This window comes from Kouleothrix sp. 19917 (assembly GCF_057073505.1).
On the sequence record NZ_CP097100.1, the window covers coordinates 515,336 to 531,157 of the forward strand.

Annotated in this window: 18 protein-coding genes; 5 read left to right on the plus strand and 13 right to left on the minus strand. The window is 60.4% G+C overall.

Going from position 1 to position 15,822, the window contains the following annotated elements; genetic code table 11:
- Positions 1 to 71 precede the first annotated feature (71 nt).
- Both M1P90_RS37400 and M1P90_RS37405 read left to right on the plus strand, forming a co-directional pair.
- Positions 72 to 134, plus strand: a complete 63-nt coding sequence (locus M1P90_RS37400) for a hypothetical protein (protein WP_483706087.1) — start codon at positions 72 to 74, stop codon at positions 132 to 134.
- Between the two features lie 180 nt (positions 135 to 314).
- Positions 315 to 641: a hypothetical protein gene (locus tag M1P90_RS37405; RefSeq protein ID WP_483705090.1), complete on the plus strand. Its 327-nt coding sequence runs from the start codon at positions 315 to 317 to the stop codon at positions 639 to 641.
- A gap of 215 nt (positions 642 to 856) precedes the next feature.
- On the opposite strand, the gene M1P90_RS37410 is transcribed toward M1P90_RS37405, so the two are convergent.
- The 5 genes from M1P90_RS37410 to M1P90_RS37430 form a co-directional block, all read right to left on the minus strand.
- Positions 857 to 1,663, minus strand: coding sequence for an alpha/beta hydrolase (locus M1P90_RS37410; protein WP_483705092.1), 807 nt, complete (start codon positions 1,661 to 1,663; stop codon positions 857 to 859).
- A gap of 309 nt (positions 1,664 to 1,972) precedes the next feature.
- Positions 1,973 to 2,275, minus strand: a complete 303-nt coding sequence (locus tag M1P90_RS37415) for a hypothetical protein (protein ID WP_483705094.1) — start codon at positions 2,273 to 2,275, stop codon at positions 1,973 to 1,975.
- 147 nt (positions 2,276 to 2,422) lie between these two features.
- Positions 2,423 to 3,112, minus strand: a complete 690-nt coding sequence (locus M1P90_RS37420; protein ID WP_483705096.1) for a class I SAM-dependent methyltransferase — start codon at positions 3,110 to 3,112, stop codon at positions 2,423 to 2,425.
- A 193-nt stretch (positions 3,113 to 3,305) separates the two neighbouring features.
- Positions 3,306 to 3,866 (minus strand): DUF2269 family protein, encoded by a 561-nt coding sequence (locus M1P90_RS37425; RefSeq protein WP_483705098.1) that lies wholly within the window; start codon positions 3,864 to 3,866, stop codon positions 3,306 to 3,308.
- Positions 3,863 to 4,120, minus strand: a complete 258-nt coding sequence (locus tag M1P90_RS37430; protein WP_483705100.1) for a hypothetical protein — start codon at positions 4,118 to 4,120, stop codon at positions 3,863 to 3,865. Before M1P90_RS37430 ends, M1P90_RS37425 begins: the two co-directional genes overlap by 4 nt.
- Positions 4,121 to 4,385: 265 nt before the next feature.
- Here M1P90_RS37430 and M1P90_RS37435 point away from each other — a divergent pair, with 265 nt between their 5' ends.
- A complete protein-coding gene (locus M1P90_RS37435) occupies positions 4,386 to 5,657 on the plus strand; it encodes a sensor histidine kinase (RefSeq protein ID WP_483705102.1) in 1,272 nt (423 codons plus the stop codon).
- Positions 5,654 to 6,325, plus strand: coding sequence for a response regulator transcription factor (locus M1P90_RS37440; RefSeq protein ID WP_483705104.1), 672 nt, complete (start codon positions 5,654 to 5,656; stop codon positions 6,323 to 6,325). Before M1P90_RS37435 ends, M1P90_RS37440 begins: the two co-directional genes overlap by 4 nt.
- Positions 6,326 to 6,726: 401 nt before the next feature.
- Here the strand turns inward: M1P90_RS37440 and M1P90_RS37445 are convergent, their stop codons facing one another.
- Positions 6,727 to 8,310: a C40 family peptidase gene (locus M1P90_RS37445; protein ID WP_483705106.1), complete on the minus strand. Its 1,584-nt coding sequence runs from the start codon at positions 8,308 to 8,310 to the stop codon at positions 6,727 to 6,729.
- A gap of 440 nt (positions 8,311 to 8,750) precedes the next feature.
- The gene (locus tag M1P90_RS37450; RefSeq protein ID WP_483705108.1) at positions 8,751 to 10,280 is read right to left on the minus strand and encodes a M28 family peptidase; all 1,530 of its coding nucleotides are present in this window, start codon (positions 10,278 to 10,280) and stop codon (positions 8,751 to 8,753) included.
- Positions 10,281 to 10,799: 519 nt separating this feature from the next.
- On the opposite strand from M1P90_RS37450, the gene M1P90_RS37455 reads away from it, so the two are divergent.
- Complete coding sequence (locus tag M1P90_RS37455) at positions 10,800 to 10,997, plus strand: hypothetical protein (RefSeq protein WP_483705110.1); 198 nt, start codon at positions 10,800 to 10,802, stop codon at positions 10,995 to 10,997.
- 173 nt (positions 10,998 to 11,170) lie between these two features.
- Here the strand turns inward: M1P90_RS37455 and M1P90_RS37460 are convergent, their stop codons facing one another.
- The 6 genes from M1P90_RS37460 to M1P90_RS37485 all read right to left on the minus strand — a co-directional run bounded on the left by M1P90_RS37460 (position 11,171) and on the right by M1P90_RS37485 (position 15,822).
- Positions 11,171 to 12,388 carry a L,D-transpeptidase family protein gene (locus M1P90_RS37460; RefSeq protein WP_483705112.1) on the minus strand — a complete coding sequence of 406 codons (1,218 nt, stop codon included), beginning with the start codon at positions 12,386 to 12,388 and terminating at the stop codon, positions 11,171 to 11,173.
- Positions 12,389 to 12,457: 69 nt separating this feature from the next.
- The gene (locus tag M1P90_RS37465; RefSeq protein ID WP_483705114.1) at positions 12,458 to 12,730 is read right to left on the minus strand and encodes a hypothetical protein; all 273 of its coding nucleotides are present in this window, start codon (positions 12,728 to 12,730) and stop codon (positions 12,458 to 12,460) included.
- A gap of 67 nt (positions 12,731 to 12,797) precedes the next feature.
- A complete protein-coding gene (locus M1P90_RS37470) occupies positions 12,798 to 13,649 on the minus strand; it encodes a redoxin domain-containing protein (protein WP_483705116.1) in 852 nt (283 codons plus the stop codon).
- A gap of 22 nt (positions 13,650 to 13,671) precedes the next feature.
- A complete protein-coding gene (locus tag M1P90_RS37475) occupies positions 13,672 to 14,268 on the minus strand; it encodes a DUF3105 domain-containing protein (protein ID WP_483705118.1) in 597 nt (198 codons plus the stop codon).
- Positions 14,269 to 14,344: 76 nt separating this feature from the next.
- Complete coding sequence (locus M1P90_RS37480) at positions 14,345 to 15,202, minus strand: DUF2085 domain-containing protein (RefSeq protein WP_483705120.1); 858 nt, start codon at positions 15,200 to 15,202, stop codon at positions 14,345 to 14,347.
- Positions 15,203 to 15,393: 191 nt separating this feature from the next.
- On the minus strand, positions 15,394 to 15,822 hold the full coding sequence (locus tag M1P90_RS37485; protein WP_483705122.1) for a hypothetical protein: 429 nt from the start codon (positions 15,820 to 15,822) through the stop codon (positions 15,394 to 15,396).

Sequence of the window (15,822 nt, forward strand, 5' to 3'; positions counted from 1 at the left end):
GACGATCGAGGCGTAGCGCCGCGAGGTGCGGGATCCTGGATACCACTGCGGCGCTGCTCGCCGAGCACGGGCTGCGGCCGCTCACGATGTCGCAGATCGCCTTCGAGACCAGCATCGGGTCTGCGACGCTGTAGGAGTACTTCTCAAGCGTTGAAGCGATCCTAACCGCCTGGCACGAACGTCAGCTCACCCGCCAATTCCAGCATCTCGTTGAGGTCGGGGACCAACTGGCGACGCTACTCATCGGCTCGAAGCCGTGCTGGTCGCCGCCAGATGTCGATCCATCGTCGCCCGAGGGCGTTGGCTGGAGCCGTTTGATTCCTGTGGCGCAGTTGCGCGCCGTTCGGCAGCTCAGTGGACGTGACCGCGATATGAGCGTAGCCGGCCTGGAGTTGCGCCGCCGGCATATCCATGCTGGGAATCGTGGTCAGATCGGAGAAGTGGCCACGCTGAAACTTTGCGGCTTCCTCTTGGAAGTGTGCGCGAATGAGCGCGATCTGCGCGGTGTCACTGGGATTGTCGGCGATCACCTGCTATCTGCCGCCGTTGTCGTGAGGCTGAAAGATCTGGGTCGTCGCATCAAGATCGAACGGCATCACCTGTGCGCCGCGCCTGGCAACCTCGGCCTGTCGACTGCGTGAGGTGAGCGCGCCAACACTGTAGAGACTAGCGAGTGTCGCGGGCGCCGTCAGGCAGCAGTGCTCACGATCACCGTCAGAACGTTCTACGCGGTCGCTGACCGCGTATTACTGCAATTCACGCAGAGCCTCCACAGGCGCATGCAATACATCAAGAATCGACTTGCGCTTCTCCTCATCGTGGGCAAACGCTCTCTCCGACGCCTGCGGTTTGCGCGTCATCGACTGAGCGCATTCATGAGCTCCGTTGCAAATTCGGTGGGATAGGCCATGAAGCCGAGGTGTCCGCCAGGCAAATCAACAATATCGAGTCCCAACTGCCTCGCCAGCACCTTGTTTGGTTGGTACGTCATCTGGTCTTGGGAGTCGCGCCCTCCAACGAGCATGAGCTGCCTGACATGCGCAGCGAGGGCGTCGAGATCGAGTTCAACTCGCGGATACTGGCGCAACTCATGCTCCATCCAGTACGCAGCGTTAGCCATGGTGTACTCGTTGGCTTGCTTTGTCATATAACGCTCCATCAGCTGGTGGTCTCCTTTTCCAGCTATGGTGCTAGCGAACTGGTGCATGGCTTTGGGAATCCCATCCTTGCGGTAGGTGTCGTAGATCCCGTCGAAAAAGGCCCACCATTTCGCCGCATCGGGCAGCAGTGAAACGACTGGAGGCTCGTGGGCAACCACAGTCTGGAGCCGCTTGGGAGCGTGGATGAGAACTTCGAGTGCGACAATCGCTCCCGAGCTGTTGCCGAAGACGGTCGCCGGTTTGTCCGTCAGATGCTCGATCAAGCGCCAGACATCATCGGCATCGGTAGAGAGCCGGTGATCATAGTCCTGAGGTCCGTTGAGTTGACTCCGAGAAAAACCGCGGCGGTCGTAGGTGACCACCTGATACCGTGCCGCAAGTTCGCGTGCGACTTGGCGGAAGACCTCCCCCACGCCGCTGGCCCCTGGAATCAGGATCAGGAGTGGCCCGGAGCCTGTCACCTCATAATACAACTGCGCACCGGGAACCTTGAGTGTACTCATATGCTTTCCTTCTTTCATCGATGTCGGCGGTTCTCGTCTCGGAGATCAAGGATCACTTCGGCGTTCGTCTTGCGTGAAAGACCATCGCCGCGACGACGCCACCCACAGCGTCTTTCATGTGGGTATGGCTACACATCGCAACAAGTCACCAACCCGCCTGCGCAGATTAGCGAAACAACGAGCGAACCCCGCCCGGCGGCATTCGCCTGGCCTGGATTGTGCTGCGCGGCCTGGGTCCACTTGGGCGCCGGGGAGAGGTGCGGGCTCGAGCAGAACGCGGTCACAGCAGGAGGAGCTTTACTACGGTAGCTACTCCCGGCTCTGCTCGTGTTGCACGCCACCCGTGCTGCTTACGCCATTCGTAATTTCCCGCGCTGATTGTTTCTCTTTTCTGTGCATAAAGCCTAACAAATGCTTGAGCTTGAACATGGCAGCGACAAAGAACAATCCTATCAGGACATAGGAGATCGGATTGCTCAGAGAGAATACACCGAAGCCTGTTTTAGAGAGCAAAATAGCACCAACGGCATGCAGGTTAACTGCTATGATGATCATCACCACAGTTGCCACGAGCAGAAGGGGCCTCATTCTCTTTTTGTTTGAATGGGTCATAGAGTCCTCTTTTCTTTGCGCCAAGTTATAAACCTTTACACTTTTTGCCCCGATCCAGCTTGATTTACTTATGGAGATAGACCGCTGCACGGCTTTCTAATGCAGCATAATTTTCGATACCCCTGTAAACGGTTAGGCGAATTCGTATTAGCTTTTGTGTGCCCTGACAAAGCCTGCTCCTGGGAAAGCAGAGAAGCGTGAGAGCTGCATCTCCTCTGTTTCCACCTGTGAGAAACCGGCTTCCTTCACAAGGGCAGCCAGCTCTTGCATGCTGCTCCCCCCGGCGTGAAATCGCGCAGCCTGGCCGTGGCGTTCCCGCTTGGGCTTGAAATCGGCAATCACCAGGCGCCCGCCGACTTTGAGCACACGAGCGATTTCAGCCAGTCCCTGTCGCTTGAGGCTATCGGGCAAATGATGCATCATCAGGGTAGAGAGCACCACATCGAACGTCTGATCGGGGAAGGGGAGCTGCTCGATCACCCCGATCTGGAAATCGATCGGCACGTTGCGCCGAGCCACTTTCGAACGGGCACGAGCGATCTGCTCTGTCCCCGGATCAACGCCGTAGACGCGGCCCGTTAGGCCAACGCGCTGCTGGACTTCAATCGCCAGCGTTCCCGTGCCGCAGCCCACATCCAGCACCGTCTCTCCAACTTGAATGCCGGCCAGGTCGGCGGTTTTCTGCCGCAGCTCCCGCCACTTGCCACGGAACACGAAGGTGTCGAAGAACCATGCCGTCAGGTCGTAGCGCCAGCCGAGGTTGAGAATCAGCCCTTTTGTCCCTTTGGCCGACGCCTTGTCCGTTGAGTTGTGGCGGTGACGTCCGAACGAATGCATCGATCGTGCTCCTTTCAGAGAAAACCGCTCTTTTGTTATGAACACACCGTTTGTATGAATAGGGGGCGGTCATCTCCCGTCATTCATCATATGACCTTTACTCAGATAGTAGTGCGCCCAAGGCTGCGACGATGGTGTCGCCCGGCTTGACCGGTTCGGTTCGCCGGTCGAGGCCCAACAGGAGTCGTTGGATCTACAGCTGCGGCACCTTACGCTGCTCGTCCTGCTTGCTGCGCTGCAACGCCCGACGCTGCTCCTGCTGCTTGCGCCACCCGTACGGGGTCAGGCCGCGCGGCTTGTACACGTTGAGCCACAGGACCACGAGCAGGACGATCAGTCCGCCAACAGAGTGGACCAGCGTACTGGGGAGCGCGCGGAGCGCGGTATCGGACGTCGTCGGATCCGCTGCAATTCTCGCGAGGGCGCTGATAGTGCGCATCTCCGACAGCAGAACGGGGAGGGCGACCGCCGTGAGCACAAGGGAGATCAGGACCCAATAGTGGCGGAATAGGCCCCACGGCGTGCCAAGCGAGATGATGAGCCCAGTGACGAGCGCGGCCCACGCCAGGGGGACGATGGCCCACACTGCGATCAGCTCCATGGCGAGGTAGGCCGCGCGCAGCGTCTCAGCATCTTGACTGCTACGTGTTGTGAGGTCGAGGGGGATGTACGCGATGATCGCGCCGATCCATCCGACGGACGTCGTGATGTGCACGCTGAGCACGAACTTGCGCAGGCCGGGTGGCATGATCATAGGTAGCCACCAAGTTCAGCGCCGGGCGGTGTGTAGTTTTCTCTGACGCTGGAGAGCGATATCTGGCGACCAGCATCACCGGACGGCATATGGCGACCAGGGCCGTGCTGACCACCGATGCCGGTGAACATGATGATGCCGACCAACAAGGCCAGGATGATGACGATGATCCCAAACACCTTCACCCAGCGTGGTGTGCCGGGCCTTACGCCGGTGTCGTCGCTGGCGTCGCGGGTGGGGGGCAAGTCGGCCATGGGCGTGTCCTCTTTCATTTTAGGAAATTCTCGTCGAACCCGTTTGCGATAATCAGCGTTCTATTGGATGCTTTCACCGCGGCAAATGCACGATCAAAGAACGATGCTGCAACGGTTCGTAGGATAAGCGAAAAGCGCACTGTTTTGTAGTGTCTGGGGTAAGGGACCGCTATGACCTGGGTAATCTTTTTGTTGTGACCTTGGTCACGGAACCAAATTGCCGTCGTCACTAACAAGAAGCACTCGTGCATGGTATGATCAAGGCATGAAACCGAGTAGAGAATTAGAACCCGGCGTCTTGCCAACCTTTCGCCTGTTCGTCAGCATGCACTTCGCTATCGCCACGCTCGCGATAGCGCACTGGCTGGTTGCCCCTTTTCCACCACCTTCCGCAGTCGTTCCGCTCGCTGTCTTTAGCCTGCTTTCGCCTGGGCTGTTGTTCGTGTATTTGTCGATCCCTACTCTGCGGCGCACTCTCAAATCCTTTTATCTCCCGATTGGCATTGCCTGGGCAGCCGCAGGCGCACTGGCAGGACCGATCCTCGATCCATACATAAACCTCAGTAACCTTCATGCCACCAGCAACACCGCTCCAGAACTACTTGCGCAGGTGGTGCTGTGGCGGCAGATCATCTTGCTGTTGATTCCACTGGTCGTGCTGAGCTGGCAGTATGCGATGCGCCAGGTGGTCGTGTTCTGTGCGCTGACGAGTGTGCTGAACATTGCCCTGTTGTCCCGAAGCATGGTGTTGGAGCAGATGATCTCCAGCTCACTTTTGGGTATCGTTGTTGTCCAGACGATTATCTTCTTGCTCGTCGGGCTTATGATCGTGAAGCTGATGAACGTCCAGAGAGAGCAGCGGCAGCGTCTGAGCGAGGCCAATGCGCGCCTGACGCTCTACGCCTCCACGCTGGAGCAGCTGACGATCAGCCGCGAACGCAATCGGATGGCGCGCGAGCTGCACGACGTTCTGGCCCACACGCTGAGCGGGGTTGCCGTTGAGTTGGAGGGCTTGCGAGCCATGCTGCGCCTGGACGTGGAACGGGCCAACGTGCTGCTCAACCACTCGCTGCAAGCCATCCGTGAAGGGCTGAGTGAAACCCGCCGCGCTCTCAAAGAGCTGCGCGCCAGGCCGCTCGAAGATCTGGGGCTGGCCCTGGCACTGCGAGCTTTAGCCGAATCCTACGCCACGCGGTTTGACTTTGGCATTGAGCTGACCATCGATGCCGATCTGGGCGATTATGGGGCTGAGGTTGAGCAGTGTGTGTACCGGATTGCTCAGGAAGCGCTCACCAACATCGCCGAGCATGCCCAGGCGCATACTGTCCAACTCGTCTTGAAACGCGATCGCGATCACTTACGACTGCTCATCGGCGATGACGGATGCGGGTTTGATCCCAATCTTGGCGCAGAGGGAAACCATTATGGCTTGCTTGGGATGCGCGAGCGCAGCGAACTGATCGGTGGGCGTCTCGCAGTTACGAGCCAGGTCGGCAAGGGCACACAGATTTGCTTCTCCTTTGGAGGCAACCAATGAACGAGGAGTCGAGGAGAACCATTCGCCTGCTGATTTGTGACGACCAGGCGATCGTCTGCGAGGGGTTGCGCGCCATTCTCGAAGGCGTCCGAGACATCGAGGTGGTTGGTGTGGTGACCAATGGAGTCGATGCAATCGAACTGACACGAACAACGCAACCGGATCTGGTGCTGATGGATCTCAAAATGCCGCGGATGAACGGCATCCAGGCAACCAGGGCGATTTGTGAGCAATTCCCAGATGTCCGCATCCTGGTTTTGACCACCTATGCTGACGATGAATGGGTCATCGATGCGATTCGCGCTGGAGCGGCCGGCTATGTCTTGAAGGATACGCCCCAGGAAGACTTACTCAAAGCGATCAGGGAGACGATGAAGGGGTGGAGCCATATTGATCCGCAAGTGGCGCCGAAACTACTCAAACACGTCGCCGAACAAGGTGATCGGGCGTTGCCGGACCGAAAAGTGATCAGTGGGCTGAGCGAGCGCGAACGCGAAGTGCTTGGGCTGCTTGCGAGTGGTATGAGCAACGCCGAGATAGCACAAAGGCTGTTTCTCTCGGATGGTACCGTGAAGAACTACGTGAGCATCATTTTCTCAAAGCTCGGTGTGGCCGAGCGAACGCAGGCAGCACTTGTGGCAATACGCGCAGGATTGGTAAAGCTCTGAGTTACAGGTCAGCGTATCAAATAGGTGGTTTGTACGCTAACGAATCAGGATGGCGAAAGCCTGCGATAAAGCCAGCGGATCATCTGCACAGTCGGAGGTCCCACGCCTGGCCTGATGAGAAAAGCATAGCTTTCTGAAGCGATGTTCTTCTTAGCCCACGATTCTCGCGGTTTTATGTCGTCACCCTTCAAGGGGGCAGCAACGATTCGTGCATCCAACAGCCATAGTACATGAGCAAAAATGTCGCCGCTGACACGCCTGCTTCTGTCTTTTGGCTGTTTCATCACGAATCGGTGCCACACCCCTCATGCGCCGAACTGCTCTGTCTCTCTCTTCCTTCGCGATCATCCAGCGGCGAAGAGGCGTATGCTGATGGTACTGATAGCCCGAATCGAGTCGAGCTAGCGTGACGGCCGTATGCCGCCGTAGTAGTGCTGCGCCCAGTAGCCGCCGTTCAGGTTCGCTACTCCCACGCCTTGTTTCGGGCTCAGGGCCTGTACGACGTTGCCGCCGCCGACGTAGATGCCCACGTGGCTGATGCCGCGCTTATAGGTGTTGACGAAGAACACGATATCGCCGGAGCGCAGATCGTCAGGGTTCGAGATCGTCGTGCCGTACGCGGTACTGTACTGGCCCGCCGAGCTGTGCGGCAGGTTCAGGCCGTACTGCTTGTACACGTACTGCGTGAACCCGCTGCAGTCGAACCCCTTCGGGCTGGCGCCGCCCCAGACGTAGCGCGATCCCACAAACTGCATCGCGAACTCGACCACACTCCCTGCGGTGGCGGCTGGCGCTGGCGCCAGCCGGCTCTGCGTCTGAGGGCGGCTCGCCGGCTTCGGCCGTGCCAGCGCGGGGATCTCGCGCACCGCCGGCACGCGCCGCATCACGTAGTCGTTGACGTTGAGCAGCTCGTTTGACACCCAGCCAACCGTGCCGCGCGGCGTGCGAACCTTGAACCAATCCTGGTAGCGGCCCAGCAGGTCGAGCTGCGTGTTGTGGCCGAGCGCGCCGAGCTTGTCATACGCCACACCCGGACCGCCGCGCAGATTGACGTTCGCCTCGCTCACCAATCCAACCAGAGCTGGATTGAGATCGGGGACGGTTGTGACGGTCTCCACCCGATCCACGACGCCTGGTCCGATCGAGAGATACTGCGCGAGTACCCAGCCAGCTTTGCCATCCTCCGTCTGCACCTGGAACCAGTCGTTGTAGCGCGCCAGCAGGTCGAGTTGAGCGCCGGACGGGAGCTTGGTCATGCCGATGTACCCTGTGCCGGGACCGTCGCGAAGGTTCAGTCCCTCCTCGGCGACCAGGCCGATCTTCGGTGGAGGCGGCGCGGGAATGTTCGTCGCGTCCGGCAGGAAGTCAGCGACAGCCGCATCCAGGTCGAGCAACTCGGCGGCGACCCAGATGGTGCTACCGTCATCGCGCCGCGCCTGATACCAGCCGTTATACTGTGCCAGGAGCAGGAGTGGTGTTCCCGCTGGCAACGTGCCAACCTTGTCATAGTCCGTGCCGGGGCCGCCGCGTACGTTCGCCAGATCAGCCACCACCGTTGCGTCGATTGGCTGATCCTTTAGTAGCTCAGGGCGCAGCGATGCTATCGGTAGCGCGTCGATTTCAGCAAATGCGCTATCTGGGGCAGGCGCATCACTATCAGTGTTTGCGTCAAGTGACAACGGTGCGATGGGCGCGACGAAATCGCCTGTGCTGCCGTCTGACGCGTTTGCCTGCGGCTGCGCCAAAGGAATCGCAAGCGGAATCTGGCTGGCAAGTATCGCCAGCGGGACAAAGAGCGCAACCAGGGCATGCATGACGTAGCGGGCGGGCAGTGCGCCTGGGAACGCGTGTGCGTATTTGGCGATGGTTGTGGTGAGGGTCTGCGAACGCTGAACCGATCGAGTATAACGCTGTCGCTGACGAAGCGCGCGGGCGGTGAGCGCGTGCGTATCGTGGTCGGCGGCCGAACCGGAGAAGTCGGTCATGGAGCATTCCTCGCTGCGGCCTCACGCGTGAGGCACCTACACAAGCTACAGCGTGCAACGACAGGTATCACAAAGCGGAGATGGCGGCGGACGTAATACACGTTGCCCCGCGGATACAAGGTGATACCGAAAAAATCTGTAGCTTACGGCGGTTACTGGTGATGGGCGTCTGGTACGGGCAAGCACCTCCTTCACACGTAGCTTAACCGTTCATTTACCGGCGAAGGTAACCTGAACGAGAAGAACTGTCAAGCATTGCGTCTGAACGTGGGCTGATAGATGCCTGAGAGGGTGAAAAATGGAGGTTATGCTACAGCTGCGTGTGTTTTGCCACAGGAGCAATTGCAGACGAGAGCGATCATATGGTGGAGTGCTCAACAACCCGGTAGCGGGGCGGCGTGTCACCAGCCGCCCCGCCACGACGAGCGAGCGGAGCCAACCTACCGCTGCGCGAGCGGCCCGTCGTACTCAAAGAGGTTCTTGTACTGGCCGCTGCCTTTGCCCTTATCCGTCCCGTTCACCGCCGACGTCGTCATTGCAAACGATAACACGGCGTGCGCGGTCCCATCCGAGAGCTGGTCGAGCACGGTCTGATTACTCGGCTGGGTAACGTGTGCAAAGTTATCACACGGCTGGTGGTAGCACTCGTCATACGGCAGGCCAGCGGTGCCGCCGTACACGGCCGCCTGCTCAGGCGTTTTGCTGTCACCCGCGCCGGCGAATACGCCACCGATCGGAATACCAACATCCATGAATGGGGCGTAGTCCGAGCTTCCCGTCAGGCCGCTTGGATCAGTGGCGAGATTCTGGCCGCCGAAGTAATCACGGAAGACATCCTCGACAACCTTGGAGCCGTTCGGCCCAGCCACCGCCGTATTGGAGCCGTTGCCGTCGTATACGAACCGCACGTAGTTCGACGAGGCGATCATGTCGATGTTCAGGTTGACGGCGATGTTCTTGATGTCGCGGGTGCTTAACGTGCTGACATAGTACTCAGAGCCGAGCAGGCCGTTCTCCTCGGCCGCGAACCAGATGAAGCGCGCTTTGTTGACCGGCTGGATGCCGAGCCTCTTCATCTGCAGCGCAATCTCCAGGATCGTCGCCGAGCCGCTTCCGTTGTCGTTGAGCGCCGCGGTGCCGGTTTCGGAATCGAGATGCGCACCCACCACGACCACACGGTCACCGCGGCCACTCGTCTCAGCAATCACGTTGTTCGTCGTCGCGATCGTCGAAATGGTATCGGTCTTGAGGCGCAGCCGCAGGCCGCTGCCGAGCAGGCTATTGAGCTCCGTACCGAGGGCGAAGCTGGCGCTGACGACCGGAATGGTGATGCCAGGCCCACCAAGCGTTCCGCCGAAGAGCGGCTTGCGCGCATCGGTGTTGCCCTCGTTGAAGATAATCACGCCAGTAGCGCCGGCGGTCTGCGCGTTCTGCGCTTTCACGGAGAAGTTGCAGGTGCCGCGCTGGATCAGCGCGATGTTACCCGCCGTGAAGCCGGCGAAGTCGGACGCCTCGCACCCGCTGGTCGAGCCGCCAGTTGGCGGCAGCAGCAAATCGACCGCCTGCACGTCCGCGGTCACGTCGCCGCTGCCCGAGTAGTCCATGGTGAAGAAGTCCTCGCCGTAGACGTAGGACGTCGCATTGGGCGCGGTCTGCTGGAGCACAGCCGGCGTCAACTCGCGGAAGAACGGAAACTGGAACGGCTGGAGCGTCACTGTGTAGCCCGCGCCCTGCAGCTTACTCTTTACATAGGCGACCGACGCGTCGTATCCAGGGGTGCCGGAGGCGCGCTCGCCGCCGTTGGTGTCGGCGATTGTCTGGAATGCTTGTAGGTGGTCAGTAATCGCGCCCACGGTGACGGCGTTGCGCAGCGCTGACGAGTCGACTGAAATTGCTGCCGAAGCGGACGGAACGGCGGTGAGGGCCAGCACAATCAGCAACAGCACAGCCAGAATAGAGCGGTGTTTCACAAGAAGTCCTCCTTCAGAATAGCGATTCGCTCGCACCGAATAGCGGAAATGGACAATGGGATACCTCGCGCAGCTGCACCTCCTTGTGCCGTCGGCGGCTCGACGCCGACACGGTATCCAGGCAGCATTGGGGCTTGCCTAATACATGGACCTTCAACAGACGATTGGGATCCGCGAAGTCTACAACTTTCTTAACAAATTTTGCAAGTGACGCCTGGACCGCAACTGCTACTACGCATCAGTATGGGATGTTGGAGGGGGTGGCTAATTGATGATATGTGGGATATCATACGGCTCTGTAGGATATGGCGCATAGGTGGCTAGAATCTTCCGTGAGGCGCGTGAGGGCATTACTCGTAAAATGTCGGTGGGGTCTGATGTTTAGGCTCGTTTGAAAACGCTATGGAAGCCGCGGGGTCACGTGCTCGCAGCGCTGGCAGCCAGGGAGGTACATATAGGGCGGGACTTCCCTTCATCGCACTGCCAGTTGTCTGGCATGCCCGGCCGACCGATGGTGCAGTGGAAATCGAGGCGACGAATCGCACGTTGCCGCTGTTGCTGATGGCCCAGGCGTTTGAACCCACCATCAGCCATCATCATACAATCACACGGCGCAATCCCATCGGCGATCTCGGAGAGATGCGAGCTATAGCAGGGCACGCCATAGCACGGTTGGCGTTGAACTATCTGAAGCAGCTGGTGCGAGCTGCTGAGTAGGACGTACACGCGTCGATGGAGAAGGTTAATCGCGCCCTGGTGACACTGCGTCCCCTGCATGTCCGGTGCACTGCTGACTCATGAGCCGCTTCTGCGCACCGCTAGAGCGGCTGTCAGGTGGAGCGTCAAGACGATTCGTCCGAACATTATTATCTCAGGCGCTTGCGCACTGGTTACGCGCGCACCTCAACTGGGGTGCCGATGTCTGCCCAACGATAAAGCCACTCGGCATCGTCCATACTCAGATTGATGCAGCCGTGCGAAAGCCGGTAGCCGGTGCCGAACTGGTTGTGCCAGTAGGTGCCATGCAGCGCGACTCCGCCGACGACATACTGCACCCAGGGAACATCAGGCACGAACCAGCTCTCGCCGCTAGCTGAACCGGTCATCGTCTGCACCGGCAGCTTGTCGTAGATCGCGAAGCTGCCGGTTGGTGTATTGAAACCGTCGCGTCCAGTCGCTACGGGCGCGCGGTACACGACAAGATCGTCCTCGTAGGCCGTCAGCCACTGCTCCGACAGGCTCACCTCAATCCGGCGATTCCACAGCGCTGGCGACCACTCCCGCGCTCCTACAAGTGGGGCCACCGGCGCGGTCTTGATGCCGCGCAGCCGAGCTACCTGCCGCCCGAGATCGCTGACCACAACCTCGTGCAGCGTATTGAGCGAGATGCCATTCGCCTGTTCCATAACGCGGTAGAAGGGCGCCATATCGTCGGGGTGGTATTCGAGGCGCGCGCGCTCGAAGTATTGGATGATTCTTCCATCCTCCTCGATCTCTTCGCTGATTGGGTAGCCGAAGATGTTCACGCTATCGCGCCGCTCCCAGTAGCCGCGAAACTCGCCTGACAGGGTGTGCTGGGTTTCAGGAAAATAGCGCGCGCCGTTCTGCGGGTCGGGCACGCCAGCCACTTCACGGTCGGCCAGGATCTCGCGCCCAAGCAGGCCGAGTTGAACCTGATTCACAGTACCCATCAGTTCGGGATGGAACTCGAAGCGCGCGCGCTCGAAGTATTGGACGACGCGCCCATTTTCGATGATCTCTTCCGTGACCGGGTAGCCAAAGATTACCACCTGGCCGTTCGCGCGCCAGAAGTCGAGGAAGCCGGCGCGATTGCTGAGGTGGTGGCCGGTCTGCGGGAAAAAGACCGTGGGGACGAGCGGGAGCTGGCTTGGATCGGTTGCCGCTGGATCTGTAGAGCGGCGATACTGTGCCTGTGCCGCTTGTGCCGTGGCCACGCGGGTGGCGGCTTCGCGTGGTGCATACGTGGGTGCGAAATCGGCGACGGTCGGCTGGCCTGCGACCGCCCGGCGCGCCCAGGGAATGCTCGCAACCAGCGCCAGAGATACCACCGCGGCACCGACCAAGAAACGTAGATGGACACGCACCATGTGCGCTCCTTTCCGTCCGTCTTATCCCACACCCTCCCAGGCACAATAGTCGCGTCCGACGCTGACGAGTCAGCGCCGCCACGGCAACCGCCAGCGGCGCTGCGCGCTCTGGCTGCGATTCGCTGGCGTTGCGCTCCGCCGTCGTGGATATTGCCAGCGATACCAGAGGAACGTCCCTCCATACGCGAGTGCGGCGATCACCACAGCAGCCACCCAATGCAGGGGATGCACGTATCGTCCCATCAACGCTTCAGCGGCTATATACCCGAAGAGAAACCCCAGCAGCGCACCAATGACCTCTTCGCCACGCGCGCCAGGCCGTAGGGTACGTCGTTTCGGCATACACTTGCTCCTTGCCTGACCGAACCCGCGCCGGACTCACGCCGACCAGCGCATGTGAGCTCCATTGTTACGATCCGGCTCCCGCCACTGCCGCGGCTTCCCGCTTGAGCCGGTTGAAGATCGCCTCGACGTCCGCCTCGGTGATTTTGCTCACCGCGATGTAGCGAATCGTGCCGGACTGATCGACGAAATAGCTCGTCGGGATGGGCAGGATCTGGTACGCGCGCGCGACATCGCCGGTGGTATCAAGCGCGATCGGGTAGGTGACGCCGTAGCCCTCGATGAACTTCCGCACGTCGGCATCGCCGTCTGCGCCCGAGCGCTCCTGGTTGCGCAGATCCACGCCAATAATCACCAGTCCCTGGTCGCGTAGTTTCTGGTACGCCCGCTGGAGCGCTGGGGTTTCTTCCTTGCACGGCTGGCACCAGGTGCCCCAGAAGTTGAGGAGCACGACCTTTCCGCGGTAGTCGCTGAGCCGCACCGTCCCGCCCTCAAGTGAGGGTAGGGCAAGCTCGGGCGCCGGCCGACGCACCTCGCCGACCGGTGTGATGTTCTGACGGACACGCTGCCCGCTCAGTACCCATACGACTGCGATGACCAGCAGTCCCATCAGCGCGCCGCCAATTGCAAGCCCCACCTCGCGTCGACTCAGCCCCGCCCGCCGCGCAACCACGTCCAGCTGTGTGCGCGGCGCCAGGCCAATGCTTACGTCATAGTCATGGCGCCGCCGCGGGTCAGAAAGGACGGTATACGCGCGATCGAGATCGGCGGTGCGCACCGTAGCGATACTCTGGAAATCCTCGCCAAGCGCGGTGACGCGCTCAGGATTGTATTGCTCGCGCTGGCGGCGGTAGGCCGCCTCAATATCCGCCTGGGGCGCATCGATCGGCACGTCAAGCAGGGTGTAGTACGTCTCCATTGCCATAATCCTACTTCTGGTGCTACCGCTGGCAAACCGCCTCAGGCCCGCGCCCGATGTGGGCCTGGAAGAATTTCGTCAGCGTATCGGCGTCAAAGCGCTGGAGCTCGAGCAGGTAGTTCCAGGCGGTCACGGCGATCGGTGCATCGAGCTTGTCCGCCGCGCGCGGCTGGAGCAGGATGCACGGGTTTTGGCGCTGAAGATCGCGCGCCAGGGTGGTCAGCTGGTCGACAGTCGCCTGGTCGAGCCCTTGCCGGTAGTGGATGACGACTCCCCCATGCTCCAGGTTGTGTACAGTCTGCTCGTCGGGGAGTTGCTGGCCCGTAACGCCCCACGGGGCGGTGCCGCCGCCGATATGGATACCAGAGGTCGGAGGGTTGGAGTTGTAGGGTGTATGCGGATCCGTCACGTTCGCGATGTGTCCGGCCCCCTGGTTAGCTATGCGCTGCTCGCCGGGTACCGCGGATGTTATCTGGCGCGCGATCAGCAGGCCAGCAAGACTGACGACGATGAGGCCTGCCACCACAATGCCGATAATCGTCCGCGTGTTGCGCCTTGTGCGCCGACGTCCGGCTTGCCTGCCGCTTCGGTGCTGAGCCGCCGTTCGACTTCGAGACATACCTTTCGCTCCTGAATACGATTATCACATCGCCAGTCCAGCATCTCCGTCAGGTCCAAATGTTTCCTCACGCGCCTCAGATGCCTGTAACGGACCAGCGAATCGCTGCAGTGAGCCCAAGCACGGTGAACGCGATGAGCAGCGCCAGCGCGCCGGGCACCAAGATCTGGCGCATTCGTGTCACGCGTCCATCCAGGCCGCTCATCCCCAACACAACGAGCAGCGCCACCATCGCCAGCACAACGACGACTCCGCCGACGCTGAGGAGCGCAATCGGGTAATAGAATGCCGCCTGCTCGCTCATGACCAGGATCGCAAAGCCCCCGCACGCCGCGATGGGCAGCAGCAATTCCCATGGCGAGCGCACAACCGCTTGCGCAGGCCCACTCGCACGTGGCGTCGCCATCACCCCGAGGAGCCAGACGAGAAACGGCGCGATGGCGATGCCCGAGAGCAGGCCTGTCACGAGCCTGGTGACGTTGGTCGACTGATAGAGGTGCGGCAGGCCCAGCTCCGTCAGCGTCGAATTGATCCCATCAAAGGCCATACTGGCGAAGAACAGCGCGAGGAGGACGATCGTGGGCCGGTTTCCAAGACGCCGTGCGCCGGCCCGCCCGAAGACCAGGAGCGCGATCAGCGTCAGTGAAAAGCCAGCGTAGATTCCCACCATCCGCGACTCCATCGGCAGTTGCACCGCGCCTGCAAAGTACGAGTGCGCCGGCCGCAGCCCGCACACCCCGCCCATCGCGAGCAGAAGTTTGCGCGGCAGCGGGAGTGGTGCTGCGAGAAACGCGAGCAGGATAGCCACTGCGAGCCCCGGCAGGAGCCTGCCCCAGGGGTTGTTCCAGCGTCCCTCACGCTCCGCCGCACGGCGCGCGGCCAGTTCCTGCTGTGCTCGCGCGATGATCTGTTCAGCCGTCTGTTTGTTGTGCATACTTCAACCTGTGGACCAAACTGAAATGTTATGCTATGGCGCGAATCATGCAACGCCAGGCACCTGCGTGCAAATCTTTAACTGCCCGAGTGCGAATCGGGTGCATGCGCGGCTTGGACGTGTGTGAAATGCCGCAGCAAGGATGCAAATACCACACTGCTCAACCCAATCGATAGCGGAGTGCAAAGCGATCAGGCTACGATGGTACGCCACCGCTCGTCTTGAGTGTGCTGCAAAGGCGTCGGCCACCAATGGACGTATTCAACCAGCAGCACCACCCATATCAGCGCCAGCATTGGCAGCGCGAACGGAAGAATCTCGTCGAGCGCGACGTGGAACAGGAAGACGTCCATCCAGTCGCGGTGGAACGGACCGGCCATGTAGACGAAGTCAGGTGTTAGCGCGTAGAGCGCCAGCAGGAATGGAAGGATGCCATCCCATCGAGCTGGACGCCGCCCATAGTGCATCGCCGCGAGTAGCACGATGAGCCCGACATCCCAGCCCATCAGTGTGTGGAGGAAAAAATGCGGCGTGCCGTCGAAGCGCTGGTAGAGGATGAAGACAAGCATCAGCGGTAGTGATGGGCCGAAGAGCCAGGCCAGAATACGCCAGTATGTCAT

Bases quoted from the DNA above. Each gene is read 5' to 3' on its own strand.
- M1P90_RS37410 (WP_483705092.1), bottom strand. From the start codon at position 1,663: ATGAGTACACTCAAGGTTCCCGGTGCGCAGTTGTATTATGAGGTGACA.
- M1P90_RS37415 (WP_483705094.1), bottom strand. From the start codon at position 2,275: ATGACCCATTCAAACAAAAAGAGAATGAGGCCCCTTCTGCTCGTGGCA.
- M1P90_RS37420 (WP_483705096.1), bottom strand. From the start codon at position 3,112: ATGCATTCGTTCGGACGTCACCGCCACAACTCAACGGACAAGGCGTCG.
- M1P90_RS37425 (WP_483705098.1), bottom strand. From the start codon at position 3,866: ATGATCATGCCACCCGGCCTGCGCAAGTTCGTGCTCAGCGTGCACATC.
- M1P90_RS37430 (WP_483705100.1), bottom strand. From the start codon at position 4,120: ATGGCCGACTTGCCCCCCACCCGCGACGCCAGCGACGACACCGGCGTA.
- M1P90_RS37435 (WP_483705102.1), top strand. From the start codon at position 4,386: ATGAAACCGAGTAGAGAATTAGAACCCGGCGTCTTGCCAACCTTTCGC.
- M1P90_RS37440 (WP_483705104.1), top strand. From the start codon at position 5,654: ATGAACGAGGAGTCGAGGAGAACCATTCGCCTGCTGATTTGTGACGAC.
- M1P90_RS37445 (WP_483705106.1), bottom strand. From the start codon at position 8,310: ATGACCGACTTCTCCGGTTCGGCCGCCGACCACGATACGCACGCGCTC.
- M1P90_RS37460 (WP_483705112.1), bottom strand. From the start codon at position 12,388: ATGGTGCGTGTCCATCTACGTTTCTTGGTCGGTGCCGCGGTGGTATCT.
- M1P90_RS37465 (WP_483705114.1), bottom strand. From the start codon at position 12,730: ATGCCGAAACGACGTACCCTACGGCCTGGCGCGCGTGGCGAAGAGGTC.
- M1P90_RS37470 (WP_483705116.1), bottom strand. From the start codon at position 13,649: ATGGAGACGTACTACACCCTGCTTGACGTGCCGATCGATGCGCCCCAG.
- M1P90_RS37475 (WP_483705118.1), bottom strand. From the start codon at position 14,268: ATGTCTCGAAGTCGAACGGCGGCTCAGCACCGAAGCGGCAGGCAAGCC.
- M1P90_RS37480 (WP_483705120.1), bottom strand. From the start codon at position 15,202: ATGCACAACAAACAGACGGCTGAACAGATCATCGCGCGAGCACAGCAG.
- M1P90_RS37485 (WP_483705122.1), bottom strand. From the start codon at position 15,822: ATGACATACTGGCGTATTCTGGCCTGGCTCTTCGGCCCATCACTACCG.